Below are 19,606 nucleotides of genomic sequence, written 5' to 3' on the forward strand. Positions count from 1 at the left end.
TTCATGAGCAAAGGTATCGTCATGCTGGCGGCCGGGGGAACCGGTGGCCATCTTTTTCCCGCAGAAGCGCTCGCGCATAGTCTCAAAGAGCGCGGCTATTCGGTTCATCTGGTGACGGATTCACGTGCCGAGCGTTATGCTGGCAAATTCCCGGCCGACGAAATTCATGTGGTGCCGTCTGCGACCATCGGTTCCAAGAACCCGGTTGCGATCGCCAAGGCGCTGTTCACGCTCTGGCAGGGCACGAATCAGGCGAAGGCGCTGATGCGGCGGATCAAGCCTGTCGCCGTCGCGGGTTTCGGTGGTTATCCGACGGTGCCGCCGCTGCTTGCGGCCACGCGCCTCGGTCTGCCGACGATGATCCATGAGCAGAACGCCGTCATGGGCCGCGCAAACAAGATGCTGGCGCCCAAGGTCAAGGCGATTGCCGGCGGCTTTCTGCCGGAGACGGACGGCCCCTATGCGGCCAAGACCGTGACGACCGGCAATCCGGTAAGGCCTGCTGTTCTGAAGGCGGCAGCGCAGCCCTATGTTCCGTCTGCGGGTTCGAGCCCGTTCAAGCTCGTTGTCTTCGGGGGCAGCCAGGGTGCGCAGTTCTTTTCGACGGCGGTTCCGACGGCGGTGACGCTGCTTCCGGAAGCGCTGCAGAAGCGGCTCGTCATTACGCAGCAGGCCCGTCCCGAGGATGCCGAGGGCGTGAAGGCCTGCTACCAGAAACTCGGGCTTGAGGCTGATGTCTCGCCGTTCTTCACTGACATGGCGGAGCGTATCGGCGCGGCGCATTTCGTCATCTGCCGTTCCGGCGCGTCGACCGTTTCGGAAATCTCGGTTATCGGCCGTCCGGCGCTCTTCGTGCCGTATCCGTTTGCGCTTGATCACGATCAGGCGGCGAATGCGGCGCTCCTTGTGGAGAAGGGTGGCGCGAGGGTCATTCAGCAATCGAAGCTCTCTGCGGAAAAGCTGGCCGACGTCCTGAAGGTGGCGATGGAGCAGCCGCAGCGGCTGCTCGAAACCGCGCATGCCGCCAAACAGGCGGGCAAACCGGATGCGGCGAACTTGCTTGCCGATCTCGTGGAGGCTATTGCGGCGGGCAAAGCGGTTTCACAATTCAAGGGTCAGCGCATATGAAAATGCCCCAGAGCATCGGGCTCGTCCATTTCATCGGCATCGGCGGCATCGGCATGAGCGGTATTGCCGAAGTTCTGCATAATCTCGGCCATCGCGTGCAGGGCTCGGATCAGTCCGACAGCGCCAACGTGCAGCGTCTTCGCGCCAAGGGCATCGATGTGTTCGTCGGCCACAAGGCTGAGAACCTGGGCGATGCCGAAGTCGTCGTTGTTTCGACCGCCATCAAGAAGAACAATCCGGAACTGATCGCGGCGCGCGAAAAGCTGCTGCCCGTCGTGCGCCGCGCCGAAATGCTGGCCGAACTGATGCGCTTCCGCAATGCGATCGCGATCGGCGGCACGCATGGCAAGACGACGACGACGTCCATGGTCGCGGCGCTGCTGGAAGCCGGAGGTCTTGACCCGACCGTCATTAATGGCGGCATCATCAATGCCTATGGCACGAATGCCCGCATGGGTGAGGGCGAGTGGATGGTGGTCGAGGCGGATGAGTCTGACGGCACCTTCCTCAAGCTTCCCGCCGATGTGGCGATCGTCACCAATATCGATCCCGAGCATCTCGACCATTACGGCAATTTTGACGCCGTGCGTGCCGCTTTCAAGCAGTTCGTCGAGAATGTGCCGTTCTACGGCTTTGGCGTCATGTGCCTCGACCATCCGGAAGTGCAGGCGCTGGTGAGCCGCATCGAGGACCGCAAGGTCGTCACCTATGGTGCGAACCCGCAGGCCGACGTGCGCTTCCTGAATATCCGCATGGAAGGGCCGGTTTCGGTCTTCGACGTGGAAATCCGACGCCGCCGCACCGGCGAGACGATTCTGATTGACGATCTGCGTTTGCCCATGCCCGGCCGGCATAACGTGTCCAATGCGACCGCCGCCGTGGCCGTGGCGCAGCGGCTCGGCATCTCGACGGATGCGATCCGCAAGGGGATTTCCGCTTTCGGCGGCGTCAAGCGACGCTTCACCTTTGTCGGCGACTGGAACGGCGTCTCCGTCTATGACGACTACGGCCATCACCCGGTCGAGATCAAGGCGGTGCTGCGTGCGGCGCGCGAGGCGTGCCAGGGCCGCATCATCGCGGTTCATCAGCCGCATCGCTACAGTCGTGTCGCCAGCCTCTTCGAGGACTTCGCCGGCTGCTTCAACGACGCCGACACGATCATGATCGCGCCGATCTATGCGGCAGGCGAGGACCCGATCGAGGGCGTGAGCGCGGAAGAGCTTGTGTCGCGCATCAAGTCCGCCGGCCATCGCGACGCGCGCTTCGTCTCCGGTTCCGCAGACATTGCACCGGTGGTGGCAGGCCTTGCCAAGCCGGGTGATTTCGTAGTCATGTTGGGCGCGGGTAATATTACCAACTGGGCGGCAGCATTGCCGGAAGAATTGAAGAAGATTGCAGGTTAAGGCGCATGAAACAGGTTGACGGTCAGAAACTCTTGGCTTCCTTCGGCGATGCGATGAAGGACGTGCGCGGCCGCATGACGCCTGACGCGCCGATGGACCGGGTCACCTGGTTTCATGCAGGTGGCCTCGCCGAACTGATGTTCCAGCCGCATGACGTCGAAGACCTGGTGACATTCCTCAAGGGCCTGCCCGACGATGTGCCGCTGACGGTGGTCGGTGTGGGCTCGAACCTGCTGGTGCGCGACGGGGGCATCAAGGGCGTTGTCGTGCGCCTCTCGGCCAAGGGTTTCGGCGATGTCGAGCTTGCCGGCGAAAACCGCATCAAGGCAGGCGCAATTTGCCCGGACAAGAACATTGCCGCCATGGCGCTCGACAATGGCATCGGCGGCTTCGCCTTCTACTATGGCATTCCCGGCTCCATCGGCGGCGCTCTGCGCATGAATGCGGGCGCCAATGGCGGAGACACGAGCGAGCGTCTCATTGAGGCGCATGCGGTGGACCGCAAGGGCAATATCCATGTGCTTTCGAAGGACGAGATGGGCTATGCCTATCGCCATTCCTCGGCTCCGGAAGGCCTGATCTTCACCCATGGGGTGTTTGAAGGCTATGCCGACGACAAGGCGAAGATCCGTCAGGAAATGGACGCCGTGCGCCATCACCGCGAGACGGTGCAGCCGGTGCGCGAGAAGACCGGCGGCTCTACATTCAAGAACCCGGAAGGCCATTCGGCCTGGGTGCTGATCGACGAAGCCGGCTGCCGTGGGCTTCTGAATGGCGGCGCGCAGATGTCGCCGCTGCATTGCAATTTCATGATCAATACCGGGCAGGCGACCGCCCACGATCTCGAATATCTTGGCGAGATGGTCCGGGCCCGCGTGTTCGAACATTCCGGCATCAAGCTGGAATGGGAAATCAAGCGGCTCGGCAATTTCATGCCGGGGCTGGAGATTAAGCCTTTCCTCGGCGTGACGACCGACTGATATGAAGAAGCGCTGGCCGAATGCCGGCGTTTTCTTTTTCATAAAACGTTGACTTCAACATATCGAGAACTTGCGCTATGGTAACTTCATCCAAGGGGGGGAGTTCATGGCAAAGCGCGTAATCCTGTTGATCGGCACGAAGAAAGGCACCTTTATCGCGGAGAGCGACGAGGCGCGGCAAGAGTGGTCGCTGAAGGGGCCGTTCTGCGATGCCTGGCCGATCAACCATGTGATCGGTGACGCCGCGACCGGCACGATCTATGCGGCGGGCGGCAACGAATGGTTCGGGCCGTCGGTCTGGAAGTCGGCCGATCTCGGCGAGACATGGACGCGCTCTGGCAACGGGTTCAATTATGCCGAGGGCGAAGATCCGGTGAAATCGGCCTGGAGTCTTGCGAAATCCCATGGCCGGCTGCACGTGGGCGTGGAGCCTGCGGGGCTTTTCGTCAGCGGTGACGATGGCGAAAATTTCGAACATGTTGAATCACTTCGCGCGCATCCTTCACGCGAGACATGGGTTCCGGGCGCGGGCGGTCTGATCCTGCATTCCATCGTGCCGCATCCCGATGATCCGAACGAACTCTGGGTCGCGATCTCGACAGCGGGCGTCTTCCACACGGCCGATGGCGGCAAGACGTTCGACGCGCGCAACAAGGGCACGCGGGCGGGCTTCATGCCCGAAGGTATGCAATATCCCGAAACGGGGCAATGCGTGCATTGCATCGTCATGGCGGCGGGGCGGCCCGACCGGCTCTATCAGCAGAATCACACCGGCATGTATCGCTGCGACGATGGCGGCGAGCAGTGGGTGAGCATCGAGGAGGGGCTGCCTTCCGAGTTCGGCTTCCCGGCGGCTGCGCATCCGCATGATGCGGACACGGTCTATTTCATTCCGCTCAACGGGGCGATCGAAGGTCGCTTCGTGCCGGACGGCAAGGCTGCGGTGTGGCGGAGCCGCGATGCGGGCGCGACATGGTCGGCGCTTCGCAACGGGTTGCCGCAGGAGAATGCCTTTTTCGGCGTGCTCCGGCAGGCGATGGCGACCGACAATCTGGATCAGGCCGGCATCTATTTCGGCACCAATACGGGTACGCTTTACGGAAGCCGCGATGAGGGCGACAATTGGGACGTGATCGGGCAGCATCTGCCGGTCATCCATTCGGCGGAGACGATGGTCATCGATGCGTGAGAGATCCGACTCGGCTTGCGACGTGGTTCTGCCGGACGCGCTCTTGAGGCTCTTCCCGCAAGCGAAGCGGCGCCTCACGGTGTCGGCCGCCGATGTCGGCGGTCTGATCGATGCGCTCGATGAGCGCTGGCCGGGCATGGGCGCGTGTCTGAGAGATTCGCGCCCCGCGGTGCGCAAGCATATCTCGATTATGATCGACGGTGAGCGGGCGGTGCTCGAGACCCCCATTGCGTCGGGAACCACGGTGTATGTTCTGACGGCCGTCAGCGGCGGGTGAGGGGCTGCCACAGTGGTGGGATAACGGCCTTCCTCTGCTTTCGCTCTTCCTCGCAAACCCCTGATTTCAGCGGCGTTCAGCCCTTCGTGCTTTTCTTGCCATTTCCCAAATATTTTTGTCGGCAAGCCCCCGCGGTTAACGAAAGTAAACGCTTCATTAACCATTCGCAGGTCTATTGGTTAACGATTTTCGCGGTATTGCGCTCGGGGTCCGCAAAAGGCTCGTGCAAGCCTCCGGAAGGACAATATCGTGGTGAGAGATGGGGTGTATCGTGGGCGTCAAGCATGTCGCAGTTCTGATGGGCGGGTTTTCTTCCGAGCGGCCGGTGAGCCTCTCGTCGGGGAATGCGTGCGCTGACGCGCTTGAGGCCGTGGGTTATCGGGTGACCCGGGTTGATGTCGCGCGCGATATCGCGACGGTCTTGCTGGAATTGAAGCCTGATGTCGTCTTCAACGCCCTGCATGGTCCTTTCGGTGAAGACGGCCGCATTCAGGGTATCCTGGATTATCTTGAAATTCCCTACACGCATTCCGGCGTCATGGCGTCTGCGCTTGCCATGGATAAGGCTGTCGCCAAGGCGGTCGTCAAGGCGGTGGGTGTGCCTGTTGCCGAGGCCAGGGTGCTGAACCGATTCGATTTCACGAACGAGCATCCGATCAAGCCGCCTTACGTTGTGAAGCCGGTCGCGGAGGGGTCGTCCTTCGGTGTCATCATTGTCAAGGAAGATCAGTCGCATCCGCCGCAGGTCATCACCTCGTCGGAATGGCGCTATGGTGATCGCGTCATGGCGGAGCGCTATGTCTATGGTCGCGAGCTGACCTGTGCCGTCATGGGCGATGTGGCGCTCGGTGTCACGGAAATCGTCTCGAAGGCGAACAGCTTCTACGATTACGATTCGAAATACGCGGTTGGTGGCTCCGAACATATTCTTCCGGCGCAGATTTCACCGAAAATTTACCAAAAAATACAAACATTGGCCCTGAAGGCGCATCAGGCGGTCGGCTGCCGTGGCGTGAGTCGATCGGACTTCAGGTATGACGACCGTTTTTCTGAAGACGGAGAGCTTATCTGGCTTGAGATCAACACGCAGCCGGGGATGACCCCGACCTCCCTCGTGCCCGAAATGGCCGCACATGCCGGCCATTCCTTTGGTGAGTTCCTCAAGTGGATGGTGGAGGACGCGTCGTGTTTGCGTTGAAACGTCGGGGCATGGCATATCACGGTCTTGGTGGCACGGTCGTTCCCGATCCGGAAGCGGCGGGTGTCTTGCCGCGCCCTGTTCGTCGCGTCTTCCGTCTTGCCGTGTCGCTGGCCAATGGCCGTGTTGCCATTCCACGCTTTGCCGGCATCGTAGGGGCGGCTGTTCTGTTCGCCTCGACCGGTCTCTACGGTATGGTTCTGGGCGGTCACACGGGCGCTGTCGCCGAGGCGACGACCTCGGCCATCGGGTTTTCCATCGACAACGTGAAGGTGTCGGGCAATCTGCAGACCTCGGAAATCGACATCCTTCAGCAGCTTGGTCTTGATGGCTCGTCCTCGGTCGTGTTCCTGAGCGCAGCCAATGCGCGCCAGAAGCTCATGGATCTGCCCTGGGTCGAGAATGCGGAAGTGCGCAAGGTCTATCCGAATACGGTCGAAATCAAGCTGTCCGAGCGGACCGCCTACGGCATCTGGCAGCATGGCGACGAGCTTTCGCTGATCGAGAAGGACGGCAAGGTCATTGCGCCCCTTCGCGACAACAAGTTTGCGAGCCTCCCGCTTTTCGTCGGTGATGGTGCCCAGCTCGAAGCTGCCGCATTTGCCGAACAGCTTTCGAACTGGCCCGACATTCAGTCGCGCATCACGGCCTATATCTGCGTCGGCGGTCGCCGGTGGGACCTGCGCATGGATAACGGCGTGGTTGTTCGTCTGCCGGAGGAAAACATTGCCCGCGCCATGCATGCGCTGTCCACGCTCGAGCAGGACCAGCAGGTTCTGGAGCGCGACATCCAGACGGTTGACCTGCGGCTGCCCGATCGCACCACGATCCAGCTGACGGCGGATGCGGCTGTACGGCGCGACAAGGCTGTCGCGGACCGTGCGAAAATGCTCAAGAAGCAGATGATGGAGAAGGGCGCGTGAGTCTGTTTGGTTCCTCCTTCGGTTTGCCGCGTCTGCGCCCGCTTTCGTCCAAGCGGTCCCATGTGGTTTCGGTGCTCGACATCGGCTCGACCAAGATCGTCTGCATGATCGGCAAGCTGACGCCGCGTCCGGAAAGCGAAGTGCTTCCGGGGCGTACCCATCACGTCGAAATCCTCGGGATCGGCCATCACAAGTCGCGCGGCGTGAAAAATGGCGTCATCATCGATCTGGAGGCCGCTGAGGGTGTCGTCCGGCTGGCCGTGGATGCGGCCGAGCGTATGGCCGGGCTTACGGTTGAAAGTCTGATTGTCAATGTCTCCTGCGGCCGTCTCGGCAGCGATATCTACACGGCTTCCATCGATCTCGGCGGCCAGGAAGTTCAGGAGACGGATCTGCGTCGGGTGCTGCAGGCGGCCAGCCAGTCGTCGATGAAGCAGGATCGGGCGATGCTGCATGCGCTGCCGACCGGCTTTTCGCTCGATGGCGAACGCGGCATCAAGGACCCGGTCTCGATGTATGGCGAGCTTCTCGGCGTCGACATGCATGTCGTCACGGCGGAGCGTCCGGCGCTGAAGAATCTCGAATTGGCCGTAAATCGCGCGCATCTGTCTGTCGAAGGCATGATCGCGACGCCCTATGCCAGCGGCCTTGCCGCGCTGGTCGATGACGAGGCGGAGCTGGGCTGCGCCGCCATCGACATGGGCGGCGGCACGACGACGATTTCGGTCTTCGCAGAAGGCCGGCTTGTGCACACCGATGCCGTCAATCTCGGCGGTCACCATGTCACGACGGATCTGGCGCGCGGCCTTTCGACCCGCATCGAAGACGCCGAGCGCCTGAAGACGGTGCACGGTTCGGCGATTGCCTCGACCATGGATGACCGAGAGATCATTTCGGTGCCGCCGATGGATGGGGATATCGAGAGCCAGCCGGTGAATGTGCCGCGTGCGCTCGTTTCGCGCATCGTGCGCGCCCGTATCGAGGAAACGCTGGAACTGATCCGCGACCGAATCCACAAATCCGGTTTCTCTCCGGTGGTGGGCAAGCGGGTCGTGCTGACGGGCGGCGCAAGCCAGCTGATCGGCCTGCCGGAAACGGCGCGCAAAATTCTGGCCCGCAACGTCCGCGTCGGACGGCCGCTGGGTGTTTCTGGTCTGCCGGCTGCGGCCAAGGGACCGGCATTTTCCACGGCTGTCGGCCTGATGATCTATCCGCAGGTTGCCGAACTGGAACAGTTGGCAACGCAGAGCGGCCTCTTCAGCGGGTTCGGCAGCGGCACAGGCCGCATCGCCCGGATGGGGCAGTGGCTGAAGGAAAGTTTCTGATCGCGCAAGCGGTCTTTGAGTGAACAACATGAAATCTGCCGTTACGGCGAAACGGCAAGAACCAGGAAGGAACGGGTACATGACTATCAAGTTGCAGAAGCCGGATATCACTGAGCTGAAGCCACGCATCACCGTGTTCGGTGTCGGCGGTGGCGGCGGTAACGCAGTCAACAACATGATCAATTCCGGTCTGCAGGGTGTGGAGTTCGTTGTTGCGAACACCGACGCCCAGGCGCTCACCATGAGCAAGGCCGATCGCATCATCCAGATGGGTGTGCAGGTCACCGAAGGTCTCGGCGCGGGTTCGCAGCCGGAAGTCGGTCGCGCCGCCGCCGAAGAATGCATCGATGAAATCATCGATCACCTGAACGGCACCCACATGTGCTTCGTCACCGCCGGCATGGGCGGCGGCACCGGCACGGGCGCAGCGCCGATCGTCGCCCAGGCTGCCCGCAACAAGGGCATCCTGACCGTCGGCGTCGTGACCAAGCCGTTCCACTTCGAAGGCCAGCGCCGCATGCGCCTTGCCGATCAGGGCATAGCCGAACTGCAGAAGTCGGTCGACACGCTGATCGTCATCCCGAACCAGAACCTGTTCCGCATCGCCAATGACAAGACGACCTTCGCAGATGCCTTTGCGATGGCCGACCAGGTGCTCTATTCGGGCGTGGCCTGCATCACCGACCTCATGGTCAAGGAAGGCCTCATCAACCTCGATTTCGCCGACGTCCGTTCCGTCATGCGCGAAATGGGCCGTGCGATGATGGGGACCGGCGAAGCCTCGGGCGATGGCCGCGCGATGGCTGCTGCCGAAGCCGCAATCGCCAACCCGCTGCTCGACGAAACCTCGATGAAGGGTGCTCAAGGCCTGCTGATCTCCATCACCGGCGGTCGCGACATGACGCTCTTTGAAGTCGACGAAGCTGCGACCCGTATTCGTGAAGAAGTCGACCAGGATGCCAACATCATCCTCGGCGCCACCTTCGACGAATCGCTGGAAGGCATCATCCGCGTATCGGTCGTCGCCACCGGCATCGACCGCAATGTTTCCTCGGAGGACGCCCGTCCGGCCGCTCCGGTACGCCCGATCGCTCGTCCGGCGGCAGCCGTGACGTCTGCTCCGGTTGCCGCCATTTCGCCGGCCTATCAGCAGCCGGCCGCCAAGACCGCAGATCCGGTCGCCGAAACCATCCGCCATGCGGAAGCTGCCATGGAGCGCGAACTTGAGATCGCCCAGCAGCCTGCTCCCGCAGCCGTTCAGCAGCCTGCAGCCCAGCAGGACACGTTCCGTCCGCAGAGCCGTCTCTTCACGGCGCCTCCGGCAGACGTCGCGCCTGTCGCACCGGTGGCTCCGCGCCCCGTTGCGCAGCCGGTGGCGGCCGCTCCCGTCGCTGCTCCGGCTCCGCAGCCGCGCATCGAGCCGGTTGCCGTTCAGCCCCGCATGGAGGAGCCGCGCCGCGCCGAGCCGGTGATGGACATGGCCCCGCGCATGGAAGCACCGGCGCCGATGGCGCTCGCTCCCGAGCCGGTCGTCGCTCCGCAGGCCGTCATGCAGCCGGTTGCCGAACGCCGCGAGCCGGACATGGCCCGCATGCCGCGCATCGAGGACTTCCCGCCGGTCGTGAAGGCCGAAATGGATCATCGTACGCGTGACGTGCCGTCGCATGGCGACGAGCGTGGTCCGATGGGCCTGCTCAAGCGCCTGACGAACTCGCTCGGCCGCAAGGAAGACGAGATGCCGGCAGCGCCTGCCGAAATGGCAGCGCCGCAGGCCGCTCAGCAGCAGCGCCGTGGTCTTTCGGCCGAAGCCAGCCTCTACGCCCCGCGTCGCGGCCAGCTCGACGATCTTGGCCGTTCGGCTCCGAAGCCGGCGTCTTCCCATGAGGACGATCAGCTCGAGATCCCGGCTTTCCTGCGCCGTCAGTCCAACTGATCCGGTTCACAGAAGCTTACAGACGCCCGGTTGTTCACAGCCGGGCGTTTTCATTTTAACGCCTTGTAAATGTTTACATCTCGGTTTCGCTTCAAAACGTTACAAAGCGATAAAAACAGTGATTTGGCCTTTTTGGGGGACGAGACTATCTAGTTTCATGACAAAAGGCTCACGTTGGTGAGTCTGCGCTGACATGAGGCGAAAGTCGGGATGTCGGCCAGTATGCGTAATAGCGGCTGCAGCTGCGTGTAATGATCGGAAGGTTCTGATGGGCGTTGATTTCCTGGGCTTGCAAACAACCATTGCAAACTCTTTTACGCTGGAGGGCGTGGGCGTTCATTCTGGAACCGAGGTGAGTGTCACCTTTCTTCCGGCTGAGGCCGGCACGGGAATCGTATTCCACCGCATGCATGAAAACGGCGATGTCACGGAACTGAAGGCCGTGTCGTCGCAGGTCGGCAATACCGATCTCTGCACCATGCTCGGCTTCTCTCCGGCAACTTCCATCGCAACGATCGAGCACCTGATGGCCGCGCTTTATGCCATGGGCATCGACAATGTCGTCATTCAGGTGACGGGTGCGGAAATTCCGGTCATGGATGGCAGTTCTGCGCCGTTCATCGAGGCCATCGAGCTTGCCGGGACGCAGACGCTTGGCGTGAAGCGCCGCTATATTCGCGTCATCAAGCCTGTTCGCATCGAGGCCGGCAATTGCTGGAGCGAGTTCGTTCCGCATGACGGGACCCGATTCGAAGTCGAGATCGATTTCTCCACGCCGCTCATCGGCAAGCAGTCCTGGAATGGCGAGCTGACTGCGGCCTCGTTCAAGGGCGAGCTTTCGCGCGCGCGCACCTTCGGCTTCATGCGCGATGTGGAGCGTCTCTGGGCCGCCGGTCTGGCGCTCGGTTCGTCGCTTGAAAACTCGGTGGTCATTTCCGACAATGACACGGTCGTCAATCCGGAGGGCCTGCGTTACAAGGGTGACGAGTTTGTTCGCCACAAGACGCTGGACGCCGTGGGCGACCTGGCGCTCGCTGGTGCGCAGTTCATCGGCTGCTATCGCTCCTATCGCGGCGGTCATAAGATGAACGCGCTCGCGCTCAAGGCGCTGTTGCAGGATCCGTCCGCTTATGAAGTCGTGGAAGCCCCGGTCAGCCGTCAGCGGGTTCGCGCCTTCGAGATGATCGCGGTTAACGCGCCTGAATTTGCGCCGTGGAGCGCATGAGAGGCGTATCTGGGCTGAAGTGATTCCCTCGGTCCGACTTGTCGGAGCGGGGGATTAGCTTTGCGATTTTCCACATTCATCTCAAAAATTTCTTCGTTGAAGACATGTCAGCCTGTGCTGTTCTTTGTTAGAAACGCCACAAATTTGCAGCAAAGGCCTATCATGGCGTTGCTCTCGGCATGCGTTTGGAGATAGAAACGCGTCACCGGCGGTTCTGGCAGGTCCAGCAAGCCGCTTTAAATGGGACTTTTCCGATGGATTTTGCGAATACCGCCACGCTGAACAAGAAAGTACGATTTGCCTTGCTGTCTGTCGCACTTGTTGTGGCTGGCGCCGGTCTTTCTGCGTGCAATAGCGATCCCGATATCGATATCACCAAGATCAAGGCGAATACGGATCCGGCGGACAAGCTCTATGCGCAGGGCCTTGCCAACCTGAATGCCGGTAATGTCGGCGAGGCCAAGGCGAAGTTCGCGGCCATCGACAAAGAGGATCCCTTCTCTGAGGAGGCCCGCAAGGCGCTCGTCATGAGCACCTTCCTCAACTACCGCAACGGTCAGTATGACGAGGCGATCATCTCCGGCAACCGCTACATGAAGCTCTATCCGGAATCGAAGGATGCGGCTTATGTTCAGTATCTGGTGGGTCTCGCGAACTACAAGAAGATCCCGGACGTCACCCAGGATCAGCGTTATGCTGCCGAGACGATCAAGGCCATGCAGGCCGTTGTCGACAATTATCCGTCCTCGGAATATGCCGACGATGCGCGCTCCAAGATCCGCATGGCGAAGGATCAGCTGGCCGGCAAGGAGATGCAGGTGGGGCGCTACTATCAGGAGCGCAAGGAATACATCGCTGCCGTTTCGCGTTACCGCAACGTGGTCGAGGCCTATCAGAGCACCAATCAGGTTCAGGAAGCGCTCGCCCGTCTGGTGGAATGCTATTACGCCATGGGCGTGACCTCGGAAGCCCAGACGGCCGCCGCCGTTCTCGGCGCGAACTATCCCGACAGTCAGTGGTATGCCGATTCCTACAAGCTGCTGAAATCGGGCGGTCTTGAGCCCCGCGAGAACACTGGCTCCTGGATTTCGCGCGCCGCCAAGAAGCTGGTGCTCGGCGAAGGCTGATTTCATGCTCTCCCAGTTGTCGATCCGCGATATCGTTCTGATCGAACGGCTGGACCTCGAGTTCTCTGCCGGCCTGTCGGTTTTGACCGGCGAAACGGGAGCGGGCAAATCCATTCTTCTCGACAGTCTGTCGCTGGCGCTCGGTGGGCGCGGCGACGGTTCGCTTGTTCGTCACGGCATGGAAAAGGGGCAGGTGACGGCCTCTTTCGATGTGCCGATGGATCATCGTGCGCGGCAGCTTCTCCGTGATAACGGCATCGATGACGACGGCGACCTGATCTTTCGCCGCCAGCAATCTGCCGACGGCCGCACCAAGGCCTATGTGAACGATCAGCCGGTCAGCGTGCAGTTGATGCGCGAGGCCGGCGCCATGCTCGTGGAAATCCACGGCCAGCATGATGACCGGGCGCTTGTCGATACGAATGCCCATCGCCTGCTGCTCGACGCCTTTGCAGGGATTTCAGCCGAGGCGGAACGGGTAGGGCAGGCCTGGCGCGCCTGGAAACAGGCCGAGAAGGCTTTTGAGACGCATCGGCAGAAAGTCGAGGCTGCGGCCCGGGAGGCCGACTTCCTGCGCGCCTCCGTCGAGGAGCTGGAAAAGCTGGCGCCCGAGGATGGCGAAGAGGACGTGCTGGCGGAGCGCCGCACCGCCATGCAGAAATCGGAACGGATCGCCGGCGACATTTCCGAGGCTTCCGACTTCCTCAACGGCAACCATTCCCCGGTGCCTGAAATCGCCTCGCTGCTCAGGCGGCTTGAGCGTAAGAGCCATGAGGTTCCGGGTCTTCTCGAAGATACGGTGGCGTTGCTCGATGGTGCGCTGAATCAGCTTTCCGATGCGCAAATGGCGGTTGAGGCAGCACTGCGCAAGACGGAGTTCGACCCGCGCGAGCTGGAGCGTGTCGAAGAGCGGCTGTTTGCGCTGCGTGCCGCCTCGCGCAAGTATAATGTCCCGGTCTCGGATCTGCCGGCGCTTGCCGTGCGGATGATCGGCGATCTGGCTGATCTCGATGCGGGCGAGGAAAAGCTAGGCAAACTGGAAGCCGCCGTTGCGGAAGCCGGGCAGCGTTACTTTGCGCTGGCTCGTGCCCTGTCTGAAAAGCGGCACAATGGCGCGGTGGCTTTGGCGGAGGCCGTGATGGCCGAGCTTCCGGCGCTGAAGCTTGAACGCGCCCGCTTCTTCGCGCAGGTGGCGACCGATGATGACAATGCCGCCGCCTCGGGCATCGATCTGATCGAATTCCATGTGCAGACCAACCCCGGAACGCGGCCCGGCCCGATCATGAAGGTTGCTTCGGGCGGCGAACTCTCGCGGTTCCTGCTGGCGCTGAAGGTGGCGCTCGCCGATCGTGGTTCGGCCCCGACGCTGGTCTTCGACGAAATCGACACGGGGGTTGGCGGCGCCGTTGCCGACGCCATCGGGCAGCGGCTGAAGCGGCTGTCGGAAAAGGTGCAGGTCTTGTCCGTCACCCATGCGCCGCAGGTTGCTGCGCGCGCGGCGACGCATCTGCTCATCTCCAAGGGGCCGACCGGCGACGCCGGCACGATCGCGACGCGCGTTCACCGCATGGACGAGGCCGCCCGCCGCGAGGAAATTGCCCGTATGCTCGCCGGTGCGACTGTCACAGACGAGGCGAGGGCGGCGGCTGCGAGCCTGCTGGGCGGGTAGGCGATGCCAATCATTTGTCAGTTCTTTGGAATTATGATCCGTATGTATACGACGATCATAATCCACCGCATTTCCACGCCTACTACGGCGATGAACAAGCAATCTTCTCCATAGATACGCTTGAACTCATGGAAGGGTCGCTTTCCAGACGTGCGAAGGTTATGGTTATCGAGTGGGCATTGGAACATCGGCGCGAGCTGCTCGCAGATTGGGCATTGGCGGTGGAGCACATGCCTTTGAACAGGATCGAGCCTCTGGAGTAGGTTGATGAGAAAACTCTTGAAGGTGACAGCCAGACCCGATTACCAGTTGGAAGTCGTTTTCGACGATGGTCTCTCTGGTGTTATAGCGCTTAAGGATCGGCTGTTCGGCCCGATGTTCGAACCGCTGCGCGATCCGGCGTTTTTTGAACGCGTTGAAATTGACGCTTTTGGTGCTCTGCTCTGGCCCAACGGCGCAGATCTGGACCCGGATGCACTTTACAAAAATCTAACCGCCGACCGAACAAGAGGTTCAGTCGAGCGGGTTCTGTAGGGCAAACATCGTCCATCCACGGGGAGTTCGCGTGTGTATGCCCTTCTGACGACCTATTGGCCCCATATTCTGGCCCTCCTGTCCATCGTCATGGGCGGCGTGGCGGCTGTTCATGCGACGATGAGCAAGCGGGACGTCCGTTCGGCTGTCGGCTGGGTGGGCATCATTCTCCTGTCGCCGATCCTCGGTGCGGTGATCTATGCGGTGGCCGGGATCAACCGGATGCGCAGGGAGACGCTGCTTTCGCGCGCCACGTCACGCAACGAGCGGCTTCGCGGCGAGCGCGTTTCCGAACCTGTTTCCCAGGAGGATTACGAAACCGCCTTCGGTCCGCATTTCGGCTCGCTGAAGACATTGGGCGACCGGGTCGCGGGGCCGCTTCGCGGCGGCAACCGGATCGACGTCCTGGCCAGTGGCGACGAGACCTATGACGCGCTCTGTGCCGCCATCGATACGGCCGAGCGCAGCGTTATCCTGGAGACCTATATTTTCGACCGCGACCGTGTGGGTATGAGGGTGGCCGAGCGGCTCGCGGCAGCGGTGGCGCGGGGCGTCGAGGTTCGTGTGCTGATCGACGCCGTCGGCGCCCGTTACTCTGTGCCGAGCATCGTACCCTATCTGCGCGACAGGTCGATCCCTGTCGCCGACTTCAACGGGCAGGTGATCATCGGCCTGAGGCTGCCCTATGCGAACCTGCGAACGCACCGCAAGATCGCCGTGGTCGATGGCAAGATCGGTTTCATGGGTGGCATGAATATCCGCGCCGCCTTCAGCGGGCCGGGAGCTGCGCTGGACACACATTTCCGTGTCACCGGGCCCATTGTCGGCGATCTCCTGGCCGTGGCGGCGGACGACTGGCATTTCGACACCGGCGAGGTGCTGGAAGGCAATGCCTGGCGGGTCGAGAACGAGTTCTCGGACGACACCTCCATGATGGCCCGCGTCGTGGTTTCGGGGCCCGACGCCAATCTCGAGACCAATCACAAGGTCATCATGGGAGCAATTTCCGTCGCCGAGCGTTCTATCCGCATCATGTCGCCTTATTTTCTGCCGGACGGAATCTTGCTGGGTGCAATTGCGACCGCCGCGCTGCGTGGCGTGGCGGTGGAAATCGTCGTGCCGGCGAAGAACAATCTGGGCATCGTGGCGCGCGCCATGACGGCGCAATTCGCGGAGACGATCCGTAGCGGCGTGCGCATCTTCAAGGCAGGCGACGTTTTCAACCATTCCAAACTGATGATCGTCGACGACAAATGGGCCTATATCGGCTCGTCCAACATGGATTCGCGTTCGCTGAGGCTGAATTTCGAGATCGACATGGAGGTGCATGACCGCGCTTTCGTGCGCGATCTTCATGCGCGGTTCGATCACGCGATGGACGGGGCGAGTGAAGTGACACAAGAAACGCTGCGGCGGCGTCCGTTTCCGATCCGGCTGCTCGACCGCATCTTCTGGCTTGCCTCCCCCTATCTGTAGAGACCCATGCGCGATCCCCTGACGAAGACACATCGAAATCTTGCCGAGGTGCTGGTCTCCACGATCCGGCGCAAGCGCACGGACGCCTCCGTGCGTCACGCCTTCGGCGAGGCCGAGGACAAGCTGGTCGTCGCCTCCTACAATGTTCACAAATGCGTCGGCACGGACGGTAAGTTCGATCCGGGGCGCATCATGGACGTCATCCGCGAGATCGGCCCGGATGTGATCGCGCTTCAGGAGGCCGATATGCGTTTCGGCGAGCGCGCCGGACTTCTCGACCTTAACCGCTTGCGGCTGGAGACGGGACTGGTCGCCGTGCCGATGAAGACGGTGTCCAAGTCGCATGGCTGGCGGGGCAATGTGATCCTGGTGCGCAAGGGCGCGCTTCGGGATGTGCATGAGGTTGCGCTGCCGGGGCTGGAGCCGCGGGGCGCGCTGGTGGCCGAACTCGAGCTGGAAAACGGCGCCGGATTGCGGATCATCGCCGCGCATCTCGGCCTGCTGCGCCGCTCGCGCCAGCAACAGGCGGAATTCCTGCTGGATCTCATGTCTCGGCGCGGTGACAGTCCGACATTGCTGATGGGTGACTTCAACGAATGGCGGCTCGGCAAGCGCTCGGCGCTGAAGCATTTCGAGGCCGTGGTCGGGCCGCTGCCGCCGGCGCTGCCAAGCTTCCCGGCGCGAATGCCGGTTCTGTCACTCGACCGGATCATCGGCAACCGCAAGGGCATGATCGCCGATATCGCGGTGCACGACACGCCGCTGGCGCGGCTGGCTTCGGACCATCTGCCGCTTGCGGCGGTGATCGATCTGGATGCTGTCGCGACGTGACAGGGATAGAGGCTGTCAGGCACTTTTCATTCGTCAGGAAATGGCTAAGAGAAGTCGTAAATCCAGTTGGAGGCAGGCATGGCGAATGAAGCGATTTCCGTTGCGGAACTGACGCAGGAACAGGCGGCTCAGGAGCTGGAGTTTCTGTCGAAGGAACTCGCTCGCCATGACGCGCTCTATCATGGCAAGGACCAGCCGGAGATCACGGACGCCGAATATGACGCGATGAAGCGCCGCAATGAGGCGATCGAAGAGGCGTTTCCCAATCTCGTGCGTACCGATGGGCCGTCGCGCCGGGTGGGTGCTGCACCCGCTGCCGGCTTTCAGCAGATCTTGCATGCGCGGCCGATGCTGTCGCTCGACAACCTCTTCACCGACGAGGACGTGTCCGATTTCGTCGCCAGCGTCTATCGCTTTCTCGGCCGCCTGCCGGATAACTCTATCGCCTTCACCTCGGAGCCGAAGATCGACGGGCTTTCCATGTCGATCCGCTACGAGAACGGCAAGATGGTCAGCGCTGCCACGCGCGGTGACGGCGCGGTCGGCGAAAACGTCACGGCCAATATCCGCACCATCTCCGAAATCCCGCAGCAATTGCCGGCCGATGCGCCCGCCGTCGTGGAAGTCCGCGGCGAAGTCTATATGGCCAAGAGCGATTTTCTGGCGCTCAACGCCCAGATGGAGGCCGAGGGCAAGCAGACCTATGTGAACCCGCGCAACACGGCTGCCGGCTCTCTGCGCCAACTCGATCCGAAGGTGACGGCGAGCCGCAAGTTGAAATTCTTCGCCTATGCCTGGGGCGAGTTGTCCGCGCCGCTGAGCGAAACGCAGCTGGGCAATGTCGAGGTGTTTCAACGCTGGGGCTTCCCGGTCAATCCGCTCATGAAGCGATTCCATTCGGCAGCCGAACTCATTGAACACTATCGCCAAATCGGGCTTGCCCGCGCCGGCCTCGATTACGATATCGACGGCGTCGTCTACAAGGTCGACCGGCTTGAGCTGCAGGAACGTCTCGGCTTCCGCTCGCGCTCGCCGCGCTGGGCGACCGCCCACAAGTTCCCGGCCGAACAGGCGACGACGGAACTGCTGGAGATCGATATTCAGGTCGGCCGCACCGGCGCGCTGACGCCCGTGGCGCGGCTCAAGCCCATCACGGTCGGCGGCGTGGTCGTTACCAATGCGACACTGCATAACGAGGATTACATCAGGGGCATCGGCAATTCCGGTGAGAAGATCCGCGAGGGCCGCGACATCCGCGTCGGCGATACAGTCATCGTCCAGCGCGCCGGCGACGTCATTCCGCAGATTGTCGATATCGTGATGGAGAAGCGGCCGGAAGGGGTGGGGCCCTATCAGTTCCCGAAGACCTGTCCGGTCTGCGGCAGCCATGCGGTGCGGGAAATCCACGAAAAGACCGGCAAGGAGGACAGCGTGCGCCGCTGCACCGGCGGCTTCGTCTGCTCGGCGCAGGCGATTGAGCATCTTCGCCATTTCGTCTCGCGCAATGCCTTCGACATTGAAGGCATGGGCACGAAACAGGTGGAGTTCTTCTTCACTGCCGACGACCCGGCGCTTTCTATCCGGACCGCGCCGGACATCTTCACGCTGGAGGAGCGCCAACGCGGCTCTCTTGCCAAGCTCGAGAACCGCGACGGCTGGGGCGCGACCAGCGTCACCAAGCTCTATGCCGCGATCAATTCGCGCCGTTCGATTACGCTCAACCGCTTCATCTTCGCGCTGGGCATTCGGCATGTCGGCGAGACGACCGCGAAGCTGCTCGCGCGCTCCTACGGGACGGTTGAGGCGTTTCTGGAGGCGATGAAGGGTGCAGGCACCTTCTCCGGGGATGCGTGGAACGACCTGAACAATATCGACGGGATCGGCGAGGTGGTTGCCCGCGCCGTGGTCGAGTTCTTCCACGAGCCGCGCAATATCGAGGTGATCGACCGGCTTCTCGCCGAAGTGAAGCCGGAGCCGATGGAAGTGGCCGACACGACCGGTTCGCCGGTCGCCGGCAAGACCGTCGTCTTTACCGGGTCGCTTGAAAAGTTCACCCGCGACGAGGCCAAGGCCAAGGCGGAAAGTCTCGGGGCCAAGGTCGCAGGATCTGTCTCGTCCAAGACGGATATCCTGGTTGCGGGTCCGGGCGCAGGCTCCAAGCTCGCCAAGGCGCAGGAGCTGGGCGTACAGGTGATGGATGAGGATGGCTGGCTGTCGCTGATCGCGGGGCTATGACAGCTGCTGGCTGCGGGGACGGTGCGCGAGCATTCCGATGTTGCGCCTGACCTTTCAACAAAATTGAGCGGGCATCAATGGAATTGACTTGCGTGTCGGCGGGATGGGTTGTCTTAAGGCAATTCCAGAAGAACTGCGCAGCGGTTTTCCATA

The 19,606-nt window shown here is 61.8% G+C and carries 17 protein-coding genes; all 17 read left to right on the forward strand.

Features of this window, described 5'->3' with window-relative positions; genetic code table 11:
• The first annotated feature begins 3 nt into the window (after positions 1-3).
• A complete protein-coding gene (gene murG / locus LQK83_RS01715; protein WP_230835566.1) occupies positions 4-1,128 on the forward strand; it encodes an undecaprenyldiphospho-muramoylpentapeptide beta-N-acetylglucosaminyltransferase in 1,125 nt (374 codons plus the stop codon).
• Positions 1,125-2,531, forward strand: coding sequence for a UDP-N-acetylmuramate--L-alanine ligase (murC, locus tag LQK83_RS01720; RefSeq protein ID WP_230835567.1), 1,407 nt, complete (start codon positions 1,125-1,127; stop codon positions 2,529-2,531). Before murG ends, murC begins: the two co-directional genes overlap by 4 nt.
• Before the next feature lie 5 nt (positions 2,532-2,536).
• Complete coding sequence (gene murB, locus LQK83_RS01725; protein WP_230835568.1) at positions 2,537-3,511, forward strand: UDP-N-acetylmuramate dehydrogenase; 975 nt, start codon at positions 2,537-2,539, stop codon at positions 3,509-3,511.
• A 106-nt stretch (positions 3,512-3,617) separates the two neighbouring features.
• Positions 3,618-4,700 (forward strand): WD40/YVTN/BNR-like repeat-containing protein, encoded by a 1,083-nt coding sequence (locus tag LQK83_RS01730; RefSeq protein WP_230835569.1) that lies wholly within the window; start codon positions 3,618-3,620, stop codon positions 4,698-4,700.
• Complete coding sequence (locus LQK83_RS01735) at positions 4,693-4,977, forward strand: MoaD/ThiS family protein (protein WP_230835570.1); 285 nt, start codon at positions 4,693-4,695, stop codon at positions 4,975-4,977. The genes LQK83_RS01730 and LQK83_RS01735 overlap by 8 nt, the downstream gene beginning before the upstream one ends.
• Before the next feature lie 271 nt (positions 4,978-5,248).
• Complete coding sequence (locus LQK83_RS01740) at positions 5,249-6,175, forward strand: D-alanine--D-alanine ligase (protein WP_230835571.1); 927 nt, start codon at positions 5,249-5,251, stop codon at positions 6,173-6,175.
• An 11-nt stretch (positions 6,176-6,186) separates the two neighbouring features.
• The gene (locus tag LQK83_RS01745) at positions 6,187-7,098 is read left to right on the forward strand and encodes a cell division protein FtsQ/DivIB (protein ID WP_230835572.1); all 912 of its coding nucleotides are present in this window, start codon (positions 6,187-6,189) and stop codon (positions 7,096-7,098) included.
• On the forward strand, positions 7,095-8,423 hold the full coding sequence (gene ftsA / locus LQK83_RS01750; protein WP_230835573.1) for a cell division protein FtsA: 1,329 nt from the start codon (positions 7,095-7,097) through the stop codon (positions 8,421-8,423). The genes LQK83_RS01745 and ftsA overlap by 4 nt, the downstream gene beginning before the upstream one ends.
• Before the next feature lie 79 nt (positions 8,424-8,502).
• On the forward strand, positions 8,503-10,356 hold the full coding sequence (gene ftsZ, locus LQK83_RS01755; RefSeq protein WP_230835574.1) for a cell division protein FtsZ: 1,854 nt from the start codon (positions 8,503-8,505) through the stop codon (positions 10,354-10,356).
• 268 nt (positions 10,357-10,624) lie between these two features.
• Positions 10,625-11,581 (forward strand): UDP-3-O-acyl-N-acetylglucosamine deacetylase, encoded by a 957-nt coding sequence (lpxC, locus tag LQK83_RS01760; RefSeq protein ID WP_230835575.1) that lies wholly within the window; start codon positions 10,625-10,627, stop codon positions 11,579-11,581.
• A 254-nt stretch (positions 11,582-11,835) separates the two neighbouring features.
• Positions 11,836-12,708: an outer membrane protein assembly factor BamD gene (locus LQK83_RS01765; RefSeq protein ID WP_230835576.1), complete on the forward strand. Its 873-nt coding sequence runs from the start codon at positions 11,836-11,838 to the stop codon at positions 12,706-12,708.
• Between the two features lie 4 nt (positions 12,709-12,712).
• Complete coding sequence (recN, locus tag LQK83_RS01770; protein WP_230835577.1) at positions 12,713-14,377, forward strand: DNA repair protein RecN; 1,665 nt, start codon at positions 12,713-12,715, stop codon at positions 14,375-14,377.
• 14 nt (positions 14,378-14,391) lie between these two features.
• On the forward strand, positions 14,392-14,640 hold the full coding sequence (locus tag LQK83_RS21810; protein ID WP_442966678.1) for a DUF4160 domain-containing protein: 249 nt from the start codon (positions 14,392-14,394) through the stop codon (positions 14,638-14,640).
• Positions 14,641-14,644: 4 nt separating this feature from the next.
• Positions 14,645-14,911 (forward strand): DUF2442 domain-containing protein, encoded by a 267-nt coding sequence (locus tag LQK83_RS01775; protein ID WP_230835578.1) that lies wholly within the window; start codon positions 14,645-14,647, stop codon positions 14,909-14,911.
• Positions 14,912-14,944: 33 nt separating this feature from the next.
• Positions 14,945-16,387 (forward strand): cardiolipin synthase, encoded by a 1,443-nt coding sequence (cls, locus tag LQK83_RS01780; protein ID WP_230835579.1) that lies wholly within the window; start codon positions 14,945-14,947, stop codon positions 16,385-16,387.
• Positions 16,388-16,393: 6 nt separating this feature from the next.
• A complete protein-coding gene (locus tag LQK83_RS01785; protein WP_230835580.1) occupies positions 16,394-17,218 on the forward strand; it encodes an endonuclease/exonuclease/phosphatase family protein in 825 nt (274 codons plus the stop codon).
• A gap of 78 nt (positions 17,219-17,296) precedes the next feature.
• Positions 17,297-19,453 carry an NAD-dependent DNA ligase LigA gene (gene ligA, locus LQK83_RS01790; RefSeq protein ID WP_230835581.1) on the forward strand — a complete coding sequence of 719 codons (2,157 nt, stop codon included), beginning with the start codon at positions 17,297-17,299 and terminating at the stop codon, positions 19,451-19,453.
• Positions 19,454-19,606 lie beyond the last annotated feature (153 nt).

Origin of the sequence: Rhizobium sp. C1 (genome assembly GCF_021026335.1) — a bacterium.
Lineage (GTDB): Bacteria > Pseudomonadota > Alphaproteobacteria > Rhizobiales > Rhizobiaceae > Ensifer_A.